This is a genomic window from Pseudodesulfovibrio sp. 5S69 (genome assembly GCF_037094465.1).
GTDB classification, from domain to species: Bacteria; Desulfobacterota; Desulfovibrionia; order Desulfovibrionales; family Desulfovibrionaceae; genus Pseudodesulfovibrio; species Pseudodesulfovibrio methanolicus.
In genome coordinates this window covers 3,283,330-3,298,157 of sequence record NZ_CP146609.1, presented here as the reverse complement: position 1 = coordinate 3,298,157, position 14,828 = coordinate 3,283,330, and the positions used below count along the sequence as shown (strand labels likewise).

The window sequence follows — 14,828 nt, the reverse complement described above, 5'->3', positions numbered from 1 at the left end:
TCTCGCGCTCACTGGTGTAACGTATAGAAAAACGGGTGGCCCTGCAACGCCGAGACGCGACATGTCATTGTCTGGTGGAGCGATAGGTGGCCCGGTTGCGCTTGAGCTGGTAGCGGCGCACGGCCCGGTTGTGCTCCTCCAGGGTCCGGCTGAAATGATGCGAACCGTCGCCCTTGGCCACGAAGTAGAGGAAGTCGTGTTTCTCGGGATGTACCGCGGCCATGAGGGAGTCCAGGCCGGGCGAGCAGATCGGGCCGGGCGGCAGGCCGGGGTGGACGTAGGTGTTGTACGGGTTGTCCCGGTCCGTCAGGTCGCTCTTTTTAAGGTTCCCGTCGAAGTCCGGACCCAGGCCGTAAATGATGGTCGGGTCGCACTGGATGAGCATGTGCCTTTTCAGCCGGTTGCGGAAGACCCCGGCGATGCGCGCCCGCTCGGTTTCGTCGCCGGTCTCCTTCTCGACCAGCGAGGCCAGGATCACGGCCCGGTGCATATCTTCGGAGGGCGGGAGCCCCTCGGGCCAGACCTTGTGCGCGTTCTTGAAGAATTCGCGGATCATGATCTCGGCCATGTGTCGGGCCGGATGGTCCTTGGGCGGGGTGAGCAGGTAGGTCTCGGGGAAGAGGTAGCCCTCGGCGTCCCCGGCCTTGATGCCGAATTCGGCCAGCAGCGCGGGGTCGGCCGCGGCTTTGGCGAAGCCGTCCGCGTCGCCCAGGCCGGCCGCTTCGATGATCTTGGCCGTCTGCCACCAGGTCAGCCCCTCGCGCACGGAGACCCGGCGCATGACCCCTGAGGACGAGGTCAACTCGGTCAGGACGCGCTCCGGCACCCAGCCCGTGGACAGCCTGAACACGCCCGCGCGCACGGCCGAGCCCTTGCCCGTGCGCACGGCCAGCCGGTAGAAGCGGCGGGTGTCGGTGATCAGCCCCTCGCTCTTGAGGTTGGCGGCGATGGTGGTGAATATCTGGCCCGGCTCCACGCGGAACAGGACGTCGCGGCCGGGCGTCTCGGGCGGTGTGGACAGGAACTGCTCCTCCTGCCACGCTTTGTACCACTTGTAGCCGCCCGCGCCGAGCCCGGCGAGAACCGCCAGCAGGACCGAGGCAATCAGGAAGTAACGGAGTCGAGCCATGAGCGAAGGATGACGACTGCGGCCTGGCTGTCCAGGGCGGCCTTGCGTTTGGCGCCGTGGAGTCCGGCGTCGTTGAGTTCCTCTTCGGCCTGGGCCGAGGTCAGCCGCTCGTCCATGAGATGGACGGGCGCCTCGATCCTCCTCTCCAGGCTTTGCGCGAAATTGCGGGCCTGCCGGGTGGCCAGGGTGTCCTCGCCGTTCAAGGCGAGCGGCAGGCCGACCACCACGGCCTCGATGGCCTCATCATGAATGATTTCGGTCAGTTCGTCAAAGAGTGCCTGGCGCGTGGTCCGCTCGATGGTCTTCAGCGGCGAGACCAGGGTGCCGGTGCGGTCGCTGACGGCCAGCCCCACGCGCTTGAGCCCGAAATCGATGCCGAGCAGCCGCACTTAGGCCTCCTCAAGCGGGAGCTTGGTCCGGTAGCCCATGGCCTGGACGTCGGCGATGAGCGCGCCGGCCTCGTCCGTCACCCGGACCGAGTAGGTGGCCATGCGGCCTCCGGCGGACAACTCCGTGGCCGTGGCAGTGAGCCGCCCGCCGGTGGCGGGCTTGAGGTAGGCTATGGACAGGTTCACGGCCACGGCGACGTTGCCGTGCGCGTTGGCGGCCGCGCCGAAGGCGGTCTCGGCCAGGGCATAGATGGCCCCCGCGTTGACCGTGCCGAAGGGGTTCATGTGCTCGTCGCGCACGTCCATGCGGCAGGTGGCCGCGCCGGGGGCGACCTCCACGATATCCACCCCGACGAGGGCGCCGAAGCGGTTTCTTTGGCCGAGCAGTTCCTTCACGCCGTCGCAGTCCATGGTTTCCTCCGTGGGTTGGTTCGGGGCCCAGGAAAGCACGGCGGCGCGTCCCGGGTCAACAGGGCGTTCCGGAAAGGGACCTAGGCCCCCTTGCGCTCCACTGTGGCGAGGAGGTGTTTGAGTTCCTTCTCCCATTTGGGCCCGCCCACGCATTCGGCCAGGTACTCCACGGCGTGCAGGACCCGGTTGGGCCGCTTCATCTGGAGCATGGACCGCTTGATGCCGATCTTGCAGGACGGGCAGCCGACCACGATGGGGCGGCTGCGGTCGAAGCCGAGGTCCTCGCGCAACTGTTCCTGCTTGCGCTCGCGCAGCAGGTTGTAGATGGCCGGGCTGGTCATGGCCCCCAGGCCGGACTCGCCGCAGCAGCCGGGGGAGAGATCCACGTCGGTGCCGGTCAGCTTCGCCAGGGCGGCGCGGTACATCTCCGGGGCCTTGAGCTTGGGTACGTCGGTCCACTCCATGTGGCAGGCCGCATGGTACAGGACCGGTTCGGTCTGGCGCACGGCGGGCAGCCGCTCCATGAGGAACTGGACAACGTCCATGTGCTTGAGCGGGTCGGCCAGCTCCGAGGAGAAGTCGTAGGTCTCCAGCGACTCGCGGCAGGTGCCGCAGGCCGTGAGCAGGGTGGTCGCCTTCAGGCCCGCCTTGCCGGTCTTGACCAGCAGGTCCAGGAATTCCTGAACGTTGCGGTGCCGGTTGGTCTTGTAGGCCTCTTCGCAGCCCGAGGCGAGCAGGGGATAGCCGCAGCACATATGGTGGTCGGGCAGGACCACGTTCACCCCGCTCTTGAGCAGCAGGTAGACCGAGGCCAAACCGATGGACCGGGAGAAGAGCGAGGCCCCGCAGCCCGGGAAATAGAGCACGGTCTGGTCACGGTCCGCGCCGGGGTTCTTGAAGACCGACCCCGCTTCGAGATGCAGCTTCTCGGCCAGGTTGCGGTAGTCCATGCCCGGCGTGTGGTGCTTGACCACGGGCGACTGGATTTTCGACAGCCAGCGGGCCGGGACCATGCCGAGCGTCTTGTCCTGGATGGACTGGCCAACCGACAGGGCCTTGGCCACCACGGGCAGGGTCTGGGCCGGGTTCTTGGCCAGGTTGCGCAGCACGATCTGCTTGAGCGGATGGCCGGACTTGCCCTTGGAGTCGAGGAACGAGCGCATGGACAGAGCGGCTCCGGCCGAGTCTATCTTGACCGGGCAGGCGGCCTGGCACTTGCCGCAGGCCGTGCAGTGGTCCATGAGGTCGCGCAGCTCCTTCATCAGCTTGTGGGCGGGTTCGCCGGTCTGGATCTGCGAATAATAGATGCCCTCGATGAGCGCGCCGAGCGCGATGTTCTTGTTGCGCGGGTGGTACATCAGCCCGCGCGCGGGCTGGTACATGGGGCAGACCTGCTTGCACTTGCCGCAGCGGGTGCAGGTCTGGATGTTTTTGAGGAGCCCCATGAGGGCTTCCTTGTCCTTGAGCGCCGTATCGTCCAGGTCGTGGATGAGCCGGTTGAAGGAGAAGGTGAAGGGCGTGCTCGGCAGGACCTTGGCGGTCAGCTTGCCGGGGTTGAACACCCCGTTCGGGTCCACCAGCTTGCGGTACTCGCCGAGCGCCTTGATCTTTTCGTCGCTCAAAAAGCCGATCTTGGTGATGCCGATGCCGTGCTCGCCGGACACCTGGCCGCCCATCTCCAGCACCTTGCTCATGACCGTGTCCGCGGCCTCGTGGGCGGCGGCCAGCATCTCGGCGTCGTTGGAGTTGACCGGCAGGTTTACGTGGCAGTTGCCGTCGCCCGCGTGCATGTGGTTGGCGATGACGATGCGCTTGAGTTGCAGCTCCTGCCACAGCGCCTTGATCTCGCGGTCGAGCTTCGGGTAGGTGTCGCGCAGCTTGAGGAACAGGAACCGGCACTGGGCCTCCTGTTCCACGTCCGAGAAGTCGTTGGAGGTGATCTCGCGGTCTAGGATGGCCCGGATGCGCTCGCGCGCCTCCTTGATGTCCTTGTCGTCCGGGTTGACGCCCTCCAGGTCCTCGACCTTGTCCAGGGAGGCCGCGTAGATGTTGGCCAGGTAGACGAGGTTCAGGTCCTCGAGGAATTCCGAGAACTGCGGGATGACCTCCATGGGGATGACCACGTCCTCGTTGATCTTGAATCCCGAGGTGCGCCGGGCGATGGCCGACAGCTTGTGGCGGTCCTCCCAGAAAACTTCGGCCTCGCGCTCGTCACGGGCCGCGAAGACGTCCACGCCGTCATAGGGCTGGGCCAGGGCGAGCACGGTCTGGCAGGCCGCGTCCAGGGCCGCCTTGTCGTCCGAGTCGAGCTGCATGATGATGACCGAGATGGGGTCGCCCTCGTACTGGGTGGACTTGGTCTGGTATTCGATGGCCTGGACGTACTTGGGCCCGAACTCCTCAAGGGCCGAAATCTTGACCAGGTCACCCTCCTCGCGGATGGTGTCGCGCATCCTGACCACGTCCTTGATGACCAGCATGGCGTTGCCCATGGACCGGCCGAAGAACTCCAGGCAGAGCACGCGGGAGTGGGCCAGGGTGGGGTAGCAGACGAAGGTGGCCGTGGTGATGATCCCGTCCGTGCCTTCCTTCTGTACGCCGGGCAGTCCACCCAGGTATTTGTTGGACACGTCCTTGCCCAGGCCGGGGCCCCGGATCTCGTCGCCGTTCAGCGTCACGGTGTCCAGGAGCTTGCCGCGCTCATCGAGGACTTCGAACACGGCCACGTCCATGGGGTAGATCTTGTGGCGCGGGTGGTCCTTGCGCCGGACCTCGATGAGCGAGCCGTCGGGTCGGACCATGCGGTAGCTCAGGATGTTGTCGATGGTCGTGCCGTATTCGAAGGCGAACGGTCCGCCCGCGTTTTCCGAAATGTTGCCGCCCAGCGACGAGCCCGCCTTGGAGGCCGGGTCCACGGTGAAGAGCAGCCCCTTCTTGGCCGCGGCTTGGATGGCGTTCAGGGTGATCACCCCGGACTGGGCGGTCATGGTTCGCTCGGCCGGGTCGATGTCGAGAATCTTCTTGAAGCGGGAGAGCGAGAGGATCACGCAGCGCGCCTCGGCCGGGATGGCCCCGCCGGTCGCGCCCGTGCCGCCGCCGCGCGGGATGACCCCGAAGCGCATCTCGTTGGCCAGCCGGACGATGCCCTGGATTTGGGCCTCGTTCTCGGGGAAGAGCACGAGCATGGGCAGTTCCATGCGCAGGTCGGTGGCGTCCGTGGCCGACTCGATGCGCGCGTGCGGCTCATGGCCGATGGCGTCCTCGGGCATGAACTTCTTGAGCCGGGAGACGATGTCGTCGCGGAAGGCCAGCTCGTTTTCGTGGCGCTCCCAGAACAGTTCGATGCCCTTGGTCAGGATGGTGGCGAACTCGCGGTCCAGCATGGGCCGGGACATGTTCAGCCGCCGTTCCACGGCGGTCTTGACCAGTTCGGGGTCGATGAACGGGTTGTAGCGCACCAGGAAGAGCTCGGCGGCCAGGTTCGAGGCGAGTTTCTTGACCTTTTCGGGCCAGTGCTGAAACTGCTCCATGTCCACCACCCCGAAGGCGCGGGTGATGAGCTGTTCGTCCGAAATCGATATATGGGGTCCAAGCTGGGCCATGTCTTATTACTCCATGGGTGGTCGGTGAAGGGAGAGGAGTAAGACCTTTTTTGATGGATGGCAAGTGCTGCGGATCGCCCACTCCGCAGGGCGTGGCAAGGGTGGCGGCCGTTTTTTCCGCCGGAACGCGGCGGCGGAGTCCTCCCTATCGTGCTCGGGGGTGAAAATGGCCGGGCCGAGACCCTCCGCCCCCGTCCGTCTTGCCTTTCCGCTCCGCCCGTTATACTGATCGAAAACATTTTTTATGGTATGGGGCAGACTTTTCTTTTTCGTCACAATCACTGAAGGGTAGAGACTATGAGCAAGCCGAATTTTGCGCCTTTGAAACTGTTCATCACCGGACCGACCTACATCCGGCAGGATGTCAAGGAGGCGGCCCTGCTGCCCGAGTTCGGGCATCGCGATGCGGAGAACGACCTGCGTTTCGCGCCTATCCGCGAGAACCTGCGCAAGCTCGCCGGGTGCGGCGACGACTATGAGCCGATCCTGTGCCTGGGGTCCGGTTCCACGGCCATGGAGGCCTCGGTCCGCTCCCTGGTGGCCGACGGCGAGACCATCCTGAACGTGTCCGTGGGCGCGTTCGGCGACCTTTACTACAACCTGGCCGCGTCCAACGGCAAAAAGTGCGAGAACCTCAAGTTCGACTACGGCAAGCCCATCGACCTGAACGTGCTTGAGGACAAGCTGAAGGAGCTCAGGCCCGAGGTGGTCTCCTTCACCCACAATGAGACCTCCACCGGCGTGGTCAACGACATGAAGACCGTGTGCGGGCTCATCCGCAAGTACGGGGCCATGCCCCTGGTGGACGGCGTGTCCATCTACGGCGGCGCTCCGTTGGACCTGTCCGAGTCCGGGGCCGCCATGTACTCCACGGCCACCCAGAAGTCGCTCGGCCTGCCCGCCGGGTTCGGCATCGGCTTCGTCTCCGGGGAGGCCGAGGAGAAGGCCGAGAGGGTGACCAACAAGGGCCACCACCACGACATCACCAAGCACCTGGGCCGGGCCCGCAAGAACCAGACCCTGACCACCCCGAACACCTGCCTGGCCAACCAGATGTGGTACCAGCTCGACCGCATCGTCAATGACGAGGGCATCGGAAACCGGTTCGCCCGCCACGTAGAGATGCGCGGCCAGGTCGAGAAATGGGTCGCCGGGCTCGACGGGTTCGAGATGTTCGCCCCCGAGGGCTACCGTTCGCCCACCGTGTCCACCGTGCTCTGCCCCGCGGGCGTGACCTCGGCCCAGCTCAAGAAGGGCGTGAAAGAGGCCCTGCGCGACGAGGGCTACCTCATGGACCCGGGCTATGGGAAGCTGAACGCCGCCCTGGAGGGAGCAGGCCGCCGTCTGGTCTTCCGTGTGGGGCACATGGGCGACATCACGCCCGACATGCTCGCGGCGTACCTGGACAAGCTCGAAAAGGAGTTGAAGAAGTTGTAACCGTCTGACAACTCAAAGCATATGAAGGGGAGGAGAGTATGCGGATTCTTGCCAATGACGGCCTCGTGGAGGAGGCGCAGAAGTACTTGAAACAGCAGGGCTTCACCGTGGAGACCGAGAAGCGCGACGAGGACGACCTCGCAAGCGAGATCGGCTCCTTCGACGCCCTGCTCGTGCGGTCGGCCACCAAGGTCACCCGGGCTCTGCTCGAGGCCGGGGTGAAGGACGGAGGCAGGCTCAAGATCGTCGGCCGGGGCGGCGTGGGCACGGACAACATCGACCTGGAGGCGGCCAAGGAACTGGGCGTGATCGTCAAGTTCGCGCCCAACGGCAACACCAACGCCACGGCCGAGCACGCCCTGGGGCTGATGTTCGCCATTGCCCGCAAGGTGCCGTTCGCCCACCGCACCCTGATGGGCGGCACCTGGCACAAGAAGCGCTTCAAGGGCGTGGAGTTGTTCGGCAAGACGCTCGGCATCATCGGCTGCGGGCGCATCGGCCAGGCCCTGGCGGGCAAGGCCTCCGCCATCGGCATGAAGGTCATCGGCTACGACCTCTACCGGTCCATCGACGCGCCCCTGACCTATATGGACTCCATCCCGGAACTGCTCGGCAAGGCGGATTTCGTGTCCCTGCACTGCGGCGGCGCGGACCCGGTCATCAACGCCGAAGAGTTCGAGCAGATGAAGGACACCGCCTTCCTGATCAACGCCTCGCGCGGCAGGAACGTGTCCGAGGACGCCCTGTACCACGCGCTCAAGACCGGGCAGATAGCGGGCGCGGCGCTGGACTGCTACGAGACCGAGCCCAAGCGCGAGGGGCTGCCCTTCGTGAACAAGCTCCAGGAACTGGACAACATCGTCATGTCCGCGCATCTGGGCGCGTCCACCAACAACGCGGGCGTCCGCACCGGGATCGAAATCGCCGAGGTGGTCACCGGCTATCTCAAGCGCGGCGAGTACGGCAACTCCGTGAACGTGGGGGAGACCGTGGAAGAGGAAGGCGCCGACATCTACACCATCTTCATAACCCACGAGGACAAGCCCGGCATGTTCGGCAAGTTCGGCACCCTGATGGGCGAGATGGGCGTGAACATCCGCGAGAACAACTCCCGCAAGCTCGGCGAGCAGGTCCAGACCGTGTACATGGTCCACGCCAGACCCACCGAAGCCGTCCGCGAGGCCCTGGCTGCCATCGAGGGCGTGAACCGCGTCAGCATCTGATCGCCGACGCGCATCCGAAATCAAGCGGGCCGGGGATTTTCCCCGGCCCGTTTTTTGTGTCCGCACATTGTGTAACCGTATTGTGACATTAAAATAATGGATGTTGATGAGCCTATGCCGGATATATGGCAGATAGCAAAGCCATTGGCCAAGGGGGAGAATCGAATGTTTCATGCCTTGAAACTCAGGACCAAACTGCTGACCGGGTTCGGCATTGCCAGCCTGCTGCTGCTTGTCGTGGTCGGCCTCTACGAATATGCCAACACCGCCTCGGTGCGGGATTTCGCCAGCCTGCTCAATGAGCAGGTGGCGATCAGCGCACGCGCCCGGCAGGCCGAGATCGCCATGCTGCAATGCCGTCGCAACGAGAAGGATTTTCTTCTCAGGCTGGACAAGAAATACCTCTCGACCTTCGAGTCCAACCTGGGCCGCGTGAACGAGCAGGCGGCCGCCATCGTTCCCCTGGCCAAGGCCATCGGCGAGCCAGGGTTGGCGGCCCAGGCGCGGTCGGTGGAAGCCGCCGCCGCCGAGTACCGGGCCGCCTTTCTGGAGCTGGTCGCGGCCTGGGAGCGGCGCGGCCTGACACCGGATACGGGGCTCCAGGGCACCTTCCGGGACGTGGTCCACGCTGCCGAAGCCGCCTTCAAGCGGCATGAGGTTCAGGACCTGTACATCGACATGCTCTTCATGCGCCGCTGGGAAAAGGACTTCCACCGCACCGGTGCCGACCGCTACCTGAACCGGCTGCTCGACGCCATGGACCGTTTCGAGCACGACTTGGACCTGAAGAAAAAGAGCCCGCTGCTCGACGAAGCGGGCAAGGGGCTGGCGGCGTACCGTGCGGCCTTCGGTCGTTTCCGGGCCACCCGGGCCGACTCCGACTACCAGACCCTGCGCGAGGCCGCCGGGAATCTGGAGAAGCTCCTGGACTCGGTGTTTGTGCCGGACGTCGAAGGGCTTCTGCTGATGGTCCGGCGCGGCGAGAAGGACTACCTCCTGCGCGGACAGGAAAAGTACGTGCACAAGACCCACGCCAGCCTGGAGAAGCTGGTCGGCGCTTTCGAGCAATCCGGAGCTGACGAGCGGTACGTGAGCGAGGCCGAGGACATGATCAATTCGTATTCGGCCGCCTTCGACGCATTGGTGGCCGAGGACGCGCATATCAAAGAGGTCACCGAGCGCATGCGCACCGCCGTGCACGCCATCGAGCCCCTGGTGGAGAAGATTTCGAGCGAGGGCACCCGCCTGGCCGGGGAACGGGCCACCGCAGTGGAGGTGCGGGCCGCCTGGCTGGCCCGTGCAGCCATGATCATCGGCCTGGCGGCCATCATCCTGAGTCTGGTCTTCGCCGTGTTTATCGTGCGCAGCGTGCTCGGCCAGTTGGGCACCGACCCCATGGAGTTGGTGCGCATCACACGGCTCATCGCGGACGGCAAGCTCGGCGTCCGGTTTGAAGGGGGCCGGGACGGCCGTTCGGTATACGGGGCCATGCGCTCCATGGTCGAGAAGCTGGTGGGGGTGGTCAGCAACGTGTCCCAGGCGTCCTCCAACGTGACTTCCGGGGCCGCGGAACTGAACGCCACCGCCGAGGCCGTGGCCCACGGGGCCAACCAGCAGGCGGCCGGCGTGGAGGAGGTGTCGGCCAGCGTGGAGCAGATCGTGGTCTCCATCCGGCAGAACTCCGAGAACGCGGCCAAGACCGAGTCCATCTCGCGGCAGGCCAGCGGCGATGCCGAAGAAGGCGGCCGGGCCGTGGGCGAGACCCTGCAGGCCATGCGCGACATCGCGGAAAAAATCTCCGTCATCGAGGAGATAGCCCGGCAGACCAACCTGCTGGCTCTGAACGCGGCCATCGAGGCGGCCAGGGCCGGGGAGCAGGGCAAGGGGTTCGCCGTGGTCGCGGCCGAGGTGCGCAAGCTGGCCGAACGCAGCGGACAGGCCGCGGCCGAGATCAGCGAGCTGTCCACCAACTCCGTGGCCGTGGCCGAAAAGGCCGGGGATATGCTGGCCAAGATGGTCCCTGACATCCAGCGGACTTCGGAGCTGGTCCAGGAGATATCCGCGTCCAGCAGCGAGCAATCCGAGGGGGCGGCCCAGGTCAACAGCGGCATCCAGGGCCTTGACCAAGCCATCCAGCAGAACGCCTCGGCCTCGGAGGAACTGGCTTCCACAGCAGAGGAACTGTCCGCCCTGGCTCGGCAACTGCACCATACGATCGGCTTTTTCGATCTGAGCGGCGTGGGCGACGACGGTGGTTTCGAGCCGCCTCGCGGGCTGCCTTCCGGCACGGACTCCGGCCCCAATGACGACCTGGAACGGTTCTGATCACAGGACACAAAAAAGGCCCGGCATGCACCGGGCCTTTTTTCCGCCTATCGTCTGGACAGCAGCCAGATGACGTGGACCAGGCCGGGGAAATAGCCCAGCAGGGTCAGGAGCAGGTTGATCCAGAATTGCAGCCCCAGGCCGACCTTGAGAAAGGCGCCCAGCGGCGGGATGAGGATGGAGATGATGATGCGCAGGATTTCCATAGTGGCTCCTTGGTGCGTGGTTTGATGATGGATATTCTTACCGTTTTTTTGCGGTCCCGGGCAACGGCGGTCTATTCCGAACCGACGCCTGCCGCGATGTCCGGGGCGATGAGCCCGCCCAGGTGATCGTAGGGGAAGGTCACCACCTGTTCGCCCGCCGCGTAGGGGGCCACCTGGTACGGGCCGAAGAAGAAGGCCACGCCCTCGCTTGTCAGGACGAAGCGGCCGAAGTTGTCGGCCGTGGGCGTGAGTCCCGCGTCGAGCATGTCCGGCACGAGCATGCCGCCCAGCGAGCGGGACAAGACCTCTCGGCACAGGATTGAGACCTTGGCCAGGGCGGCCTCGCGGTCCGGGAACAGACGGTCCAGGGTGATCTCGCTGCCGTCGGCCATATCGAAGACCCAGGTCATGGGCCAGTTGTTGGGATGGGCCCCGCCGGTGTAGGCCATGACGTGCAGCTTGACCGAGACGAAGCGGTTGTCCTGCGCGGGCCAGACCGCATATCGGGTGAGCAGCTCATAGGGATGGGGAAACCGGCGCAGGTCGTGGTCCGGGTCGGTCATCTTGAATTCGCGGATGGCCCCGGACACGTAGTCGCGGAGCGCACGGGTGGGTTCGGCCCGGCAGAGCACCGGGTATTCGGCATCCACCTTGAAGCCGGGCGTCCGCTCCTCAACCGTTACCGAGCCCAGGACCGGCGGGGAGCAGGGCGGGGCGGCCCGGAGCGTTGACGGGCCGAGCAGCAGGAAAAGGGTGATCAGCAGCGTCAGTGTCCGGGGCATGGTCCCTCCTAGGGTTCGTTGAGCAGCCTGCGCACTCCCCACGCCGCCTGGCCCAGGGAGATGCACCCGTCGTTGGGCGGCAACTGGGTATGGACCAAGGGTAGCAGACCCGCGCCCTGGAGGGCCAGGGGCAATTCGCGGGCCAGAGTCAGGTTCTGCATGACCCCGCCGGACAGGGCCACGTGGTGGATATCCAGGAGCATGGAAAAGGAAAAGGCCATCTCGGTCAGGCCGTTGATCAGCCCCAGGTGGAAGCGCCGGGCGATCCTGCCCACGGGCACGCCGTTCTCCAGGTCCTCGAGCGCCGCCGCCACCATGGCCAGGGTGTCCAGGGCCACCGGGTCGTCGGACTTGAGCGGGCAGGGGTACGCCCCGGTTTCGTCCATGTCCTGGGCTTTTTCCAGGAGGATGGCCGCCTGCCCCTCGTAGGTGATGGCGTCGGTCAGTCCGCACAGGGCGGCCACACCGTCGAACAACCGTCCGCAGCTCGACGTCAGAGGCGCGTTGAGCCCCTTTTCGAGCATCTGCGGCAGGAAGCGGCTCTCCCCCTCGAAGCGGTCGAGCCACGGCCAGGCGTACTTGCCCGGTTCCTTGACGCCGAGCGCCCACAGGGCGGCCTGGGCAATGCGCCACGGCTCCCTGACCGCGGCCTCGCCGCCGGGCAGCCGGAAGCGCGAGAAATGGGCCAGCCGCTGGTGGTCGAGGGGTATCGGGTCCACCAGCAGGCACTCGCCGCCCCAGATGGTCCCGTCCTCGCCGTAGCCCGTGCCGTCCAGGGCCAGGCCGATGACCGGCCCGTCGAACCTGTTCTCGGCCAGGACCGCGTGGATATGCGCGTAGTGGTGTTGCAGCGCGGCCACGGGCACGCCCCGTTTCCGGCCCAGCTCCTCGGCCAGGGAAGAGGTCATGTAGTCCGGGTGCAGGTCGCGGACGATGAGCTCGGGCGTGACCTGCAGGATGTCTTCGAGGTGGGCGCGGATCTCGTTGTGAAACTCCAGCGTCTCCAGGTTGGACATGTTGCCGATGTGCTGGCTGGTGAAGGCCTGGTCGCCCTTGGTCAGGGTCAGGGTGCACTTGAGCTCCGGGCCCACGCCGAGCACGGTCGGGCCCTTGGCCGGGAGGAAGACCGGGGAGGGCACGAAGCCGCGCGCCCGGCGCATGAAGATCGGTTCGCCCGTATCCGGGTTGACCCGGACCACGGAATCGTCCGTACGGATGAGGATGTCCCGGTTGTGAAAGAGAAAGATGTCCGCGATGTCGGTCAGTCGTTCCAGGGCCTCGTCGTTGTCCAGGCAGATGGGCTCGGAGCTCATGTTGCCCGAGGTCATGACCAGGGCGGCCTCGGGGCCCTTGAGTTCGGCATAGTCGCTGAGCAGGATGTGGTGCAGCGGGGTGTAGGGCAGCATCAGCCCGACGAAATCCGTGTCCGGGGCCACGCTCCGGGCCAGCGGGAACGGGCGCTTCTTGGCCGCCAGGACGATGGGCCTGCGGATGCCGGTCAGCCATTCCTCTTCGGCCGGAGAGACCAGGGCCAGCCGCCGGGCCGTGCCCATGTCCGTGACCATCACGGCCAGGGGTTTGTCCGGGCGGTGCTTGCGCCGCCTGAGTTCGTCCACAACCTTGTTCGAGCCCGCATCGCAGACGAGGTGGAAGCCGCCGAGCCCCTTGACCGCCGCGATTCTGCCCGCGGCCAGTTCGACCGCCAGGCGGCGCAGGGACTCGTCGCCCTGGGCGATGACCAGGCCGTCGCGGTCGGTCATCCAGGTGCGCGGGCCGCAGCGCGGGCAGGCGTTGGGCTGGGCGTGGAAACGCCGGTCCAGCGGATCGGTGTACTCGGCCCCGCACTCCGGGCACAGGGTGAACTTGGCCATGGAGGTCTGGGGACGGTCGTAGGGAATGGACCGCGTGATGGTGTAGCGCGGCCCGCAGTTGGTGCAGTTGGTGAACGGATAGCGGTAGCGCCGGTTGTCCGGGTCGCGCATGTCGTCCAGGCAGTCCTGGCAGGTGGCCACGTCCGGGCTGATGAGCACGGAGTGTCCTTCGCCCCGGGTGGATTCCAGGATGATGAAGGCGTCCTCGCCGTCCACCGCGTCCAGTTCCTCGAAGTCCAGGGTGACGATGCGCGCCAGTGGCGGCAGTTTGCCGGTCAGATCCTCGGCGAACCCGTTGACCTGCCCGGCGTCGCCCTGCACCTCGATGAGCACTCCGGCCGAGGAATTGTTCACCGAGCCGGTGACGCCGTGGTCAAGGGCGATGCGGTAGACGAAGGGCCTGAAGCCCACTCCCTGCACTTGGCCGGTGATGGTGAAACGCTGGCGCATCCGCATGGTTGTCCATACCGTTCAAGCCCATTTTACGCAAGGGGAATCAATTTTTTGCAAGATGTTTCAACAGGCTGCGCATACGTCCCCGGATCAGCCGCATGGGCGCGAAGGATAGTTCGCGGGTCTCGGAGAGCATAAAACCAGTGGTGTCAAACCCTTCTAATGATTCCAGCGGATACGCCAGTCGGGCCGGATCCGCGCCGTCCATGCCACGGGTCCGGGCCTCCTCCCACAGGGGGACCTGCTCCGGGGCGAGCCCGAGCAGGGCGCAGGCCATGGTGTCCAGGGCCACGCCGTTGTTCGACGCGGCGAGCATGCCGAGCGGGAACGGCTCGCCCTTGATGGGCCCGTCGCGATGCATGGGCCGGACCGCGTCCATGAGATGTACCGCTTGGGGCAGTGCCCGGTACACGTCCATGATCATGGACCGGAAGACCGCGTGGCTGTGTCCCAGCCGGTGGTGGGCATAGGCCTTGCGAAACCCGACCACGCAGCCGAACAGGTTCTTGACCGCGCCGGACACGGTCATCTGGCAATGGACCTTGAGCTTGGGCAGGTTGAGGATGCGGTCCGCCTCCAGGGCGTCACGGGACAGGCCGATGGTCCCGCCCAGGGTCAGGTTGAGGGGCGCGGGCCGGGCCAGGCTTTCGGCCTTGAGGCCGAGGTCCGCGAGGGAGGCCGCAAGCCCCGAGGCGCCGGCTACGTAGGAGGCCGGGCCGAAGGCCGGGGAGTCGGCCACGGTGACCCGCGCGCCGTGGTCCAGGAGCCAGGCGCAGGCCGCCCGGACCACCAGCGGGTGGGTGGTGCAGTGGGCCGCGTTGCTGCCGTTGACCAGGTTCGGCTTGACCAGAACCCGGTCGCCCGGCGTGGGCGTGAATCCGATGGTCTCCAGGAGCCGGGCAACGGCCGGGCCGAGCCGTTCGGGCCGGTATTCCGGGACGTGGAGAATGGCGACGGTTTCAGGCATGCGGGTGAGCATAGGCCCGGTCCCGGACATTGA

Annotated in this window: 11 protein-coding genes; 3 read left to right on the top strand and 8 right to left on the bottom strand. The window is 65.9% G+C overall.

All coding sequences use genetic code 11. From position 1 onward, the window contains the following. Positions 1–64: 64 nt before the first annotated feature. The 4 genes from mltG to V8V93_RS15705 form a co-directional block, all read right to left on the bottom strand. Positions 65–1,129, bottom strand: coding sequence for an endolytic transglycosylase MltG (gene mltG, locus V8V93_RS15720; protein WP_338667547.1), 1,065 nt, complete (start codon positions 1,127–1,129; stop codon positions 65–67). Beyond that, on the bottom strand, positions 1,105–1,518 hold the full coding sequence (gene ruvX, locus V8V93_RS15715) for a Holliday junction resolvase RuvX (protein ID WP_338667546.1): 414 nt from the start codon (positions 1,516–1,518) through the stop codon (positions 1,105–1,107). Before ruvX ends, mltG begins: the two co-directional genes overlap by 25 nt. Beyond that, positions 1,519–1,929: a PaaI family thioesterase gene (locus V8V93_RS15710; protein ID WP_338667545.1), complete on the bottom strand. Its 411-nt coding sequence runs from the start codon at positions 1,927–1,929 to the stop codon at positions 1,519–1,521. Positions 1,930–2,009: 80 nt separating this feature from the next. Beyond that, a complete protein-coding gene (locus tag V8V93_RS15705) occupies positions 2,010–5,531 on the bottom strand; it encodes an FAD-binding and (Fe-S)-binding domain-containing protein (RefSeq protein WP_338667544.1) in 3,522 nt (1,173 codons plus the stop codon). Between the two features lie 297 nt (positions 5,532–5,828). Between V8V93_RS15705 and V8V93_RS15700 the strand changes: the two genes are divergently transcribed. The 3 genes from V8V93_RS15700 to V8V93_RS15690 all read left to right on the top strand — a co-directional run bounded on the left by V8V93_RS15700 (position 5,829) and on the right by V8V93_RS15690 (position 10,516). After that, the gene (locus V8V93_RS15700) at positions 5,829–6,968 is read left to right on the top strand and encodes a pyridoxal-phosphate-dependent aminotransferase family protein (RefSeq protein WP_338667543.1); all 1,140 of its coding nucleotides are present in this window, start codon (positions 5,829–5,831) and stop codon (positions 6,966–6,968) included. 38 nt (positions 6,969–7,006) lie between these two features. Beyond that, complete coding sequence (locus tag V8V93_RS15695; RefSeq protein WP_338667542.1) at positions 7,007–8,191, top strand: phosphoglycerate dehydrogenase; 1,185 nt, start codon at positions 7,007–7,009, stop codon at positions 8,189–8,191. A gap of 165 nt (positions 8,192–8,356) precedes the next feature. Further along, a complete protein-coding gene (locus V8V93_RS15690; protein WP_338667541.1) occupies positions 8,357–10,516 on the top strand; it encodes a methyl-accepting chemotaxis protein in 2,160 nt (719 codons plus the stop codon). 47 nt (positions 10,517–10,563) lie between these two features. Here the strand turns inward: V8V93_RS15690 and V8V93_RS15685 are convergent, their stop codons facing one another. From V8V93_RS15685 to V8V93_RS15670, 4 genes are all read right to left on the bottom strand, one after another. Beyond that, positions 10,564–10,722: a YqaE/Pmp3 family membrane protein gene (locus V8V93_RS15685; RefSeq protein ID WP_338667540.1), complete on the bottom strand. Its 159-nt coding sequence runs from the start codon at positions 10,720–10,722 to the stop codon at positions 10,564–10,566. A 71-nt stretch (positions 10,723–10,793) separates the two neighbouring features. Further along, positions 10,794–11,504, bottom strand: coding sequence for a DUF3298 and DUF4163 domain-containing protein (locus V8V93_RS15680; protein WP_338667539.1), 711 nt, complete (start codon positions 11,502–11,504; stop codon positions 10,794–10,796). Positions 11,505–11,512: 8 nt separating this feature from the next. Next, entirely contained in the window at positions 11,513–13,831 is a 2,319-nt protein-coding gene (gene hypF / locus V8V93_RS15675) for a carbamoyltransferase HypF (RefSeq protein ID WP_338667538.1), read from the bottom strand. 40 nt (positions 13,832–13,871) lie between these two features. Next, the gene (locus V8V93_RS15670; RefSeq protein WP_338667536.1) at positions 13,872–14,795 is read right to left on the bottom strand and encodes a DUF362 domain-containing protein; all 924 of its coding nucleotides are present in this window, start codon (positions 14,793–14,795) and stop codon (positions 13,872–13,874) included. Positions 14,796–14,828 lie beyond the last annotated feature (33 nt).

Coding starts and splice junctions, on each gene's coding strand:
- mltG (WP_338667547.1), bottom strand. CDS start 1,129: ATGGCTCGACTCCGTTACTTCCTGATTGCCTCGGTCCTGCTGGCGGTT.
- V8V93_RS15710 (WP_338667545.1), bottom strand. CDS start 1,929: ATGGACTGCGACGGCGTGAAGGAACTGCTCGGCCAAAGAAACCGCTTC.
- V8V93_RS15705 (WP_338667544.1), bottom strand. CDS start 5,531: ATGGCCCAGCTTGGACCCCATATATCGATTTCGGACGAACAGCTCATC.
- V8V93_RS15700 (WP_338667543.1), top strand. CDS start 5,829: ATGAGCAAGCCGAATTTTGCGCCTTTGAAACTGTTCATCACCGGACCG.
- V8V93_RS15695 (WP_338667542.1), top strand. CDS start 7,007: ATGCGGATTCTTGCCAATGACGGCCTCGTGGAGGAGGCGCAGAAGTAC.
- V8V93_RS15690 (WP_338667541.1), top strand. CDS start 8,357: ATGTTTCATGCCTTGAAACTCAGGACCAAACTGCTGACCGGGTTCGGC.
- V8V93_RS15685 (WP_338667540.1), bottom strand. CDS start 10,722: ATGGAAATCCTGCGCATCATCATCTCCATCCTCATCCCGCCGCTGGGC.
- V8V93_RS15680 (WP_338667539.1), bottom strand. CDS start 11,504: ATGCCCCGGACACTGACGCTGCTGATCACCCTTTTCCTGCTGCTCGGC.
- hypF (WP_338667538.1), bottom strand. CDS start 13,831: ATGCGGATGCGCCAGCGTTTCACCATCACCGGCCAAGTGCAGGGAGTG.
- V8V93_RS15670 (WP_338667536.1), bottom strand. CDS start 14,795: ATGCCTGAAACCGTCGCCATTCTCCACGTCCCGGAATACCGGCCCGAA.